The 1,221-nt window shown below is 55.8% G+C and carries 1 protein-coding gene; it reads left to right on the top strand.

Features of this window, described 5'->3' with window-relative positions:
• Positions 1-113: 113 nt before the first annotated feature.
• Entirely contained in the window at positions 114-1,157 is a 1,044-nt protein-coding gene (locus tag I4X03_RS22965; protein WP_223471441.1) for an IS481 family transposase, read from the top strand.
• Positions 1,158-1,221 lie beyond the last annotated feature (64 nt).

Here is a 1,221-nt window from a genome sequence, read left to right as displayed (position 1 = left end):
TGTAGTAGTTCCGATCTGATCTGACACATCGCAGTACGAAGGGTGGGGTTACCCGGTTTGATAGAGGTGCGAATCTTTATCAACCAATGCGCGTAAGCGCAAGGAGTAACCCCATGAGCAGTGTTCCCCAAAAAGCCATCAAACACAAGATGGGCCTTTTGAACCTGGCCAATGAACTTGGCAATGTTTCCCGTGCCTGCAAGGTGATGGGTTTATCGCGCGACACCTTCTATCGCTATCAGTCCGCTGTTGCCGCTGGTGGCGTTGAGGCGCTCATCGATGCTAGCCGCAAGAAACCAAATCTGAAGAACCGCGTCGAAGAGGCCACGGAGAAGGCGGTCATCGCTTTTTCGGTGGAGCAGCCGGCGTTCGGACAGGTTCGCGCGTCGAACGAGCTGCGCAAGCGGGGCATCTTCGTTTCTCCTTCTGGAGTGCGTTCAATCTGGCTACGCGGCGATCTGGAGTCATTCAAGAAGCGTCTGGTGGCGCTCGAACGGCACGTCGCCGAAACCGGTGAAGTGCTCACCGAGTCGCAGGTCGTAGCGCTGGAGCGGAAGCAGGACGACGACGTCGCATGCGGCGAGATCGAAACGGCGCACCCTGGCTACCTTGGTAGTCAGGATACGTTCTACGTGGGCACGATGAAGGGCGTCGGCCGGATCTACCAGCAAACATACGTCGATACCTACTCGAAGTGGGCTGCAGCGAAGCTCTACAGTACCAAGACCCCGATCACGGCCGCAGATCTGCTTAACGATCGTGTTCTCCCGTTCATGGAAGAGCAAGGCATGGGAGTTCTGCGCGTACTAACCGACCGCGGAACCGAGTTCTGTGGCAAAGCGGAGACCCATGACTACCAGCTCTTCTTGGCGTTCAACGATATTGAGCACACGAAGACGCAGGTCCGGCACCCACAGACAAATGGCATTTGCGAGCGATTCCATAAGACGATCCTGCAGGAGTTCTACCAGGTGGCGTTCCGCCGCAAAATGTACCGAAGCATCGACGAGCTACAGGCCGATCTCGACGAGTGGATCTCCTATTACAACAACGACCGCACCCATCAGGGAAAGATGTGCTGCGGCCGAACCCCAATGCAAACACTGATTGACGGGAAGGAGGCGTGGCACGATAAAATCACCACATTGAACGACTGAATTTGACCTGACAATCGCAGGCTACAAACCGGGCAACTGTCAGATCAGGTCGCGTTTACTACAG

It is taken from the genome of Massilia soli, from assembly GCF_016809835.1.
Taxonomy (GTDB): Bacteria; Pseudomonadota; Gammaproteobacteria; order Burkholderiales; family Burkholderiaceae_D; genus Telluria_A; species Telluria_A soli.
Note: the sequence above shows the minus strand (reverse complement) of the source record. Positions and strands in the feature narration are given on the sequence as shown.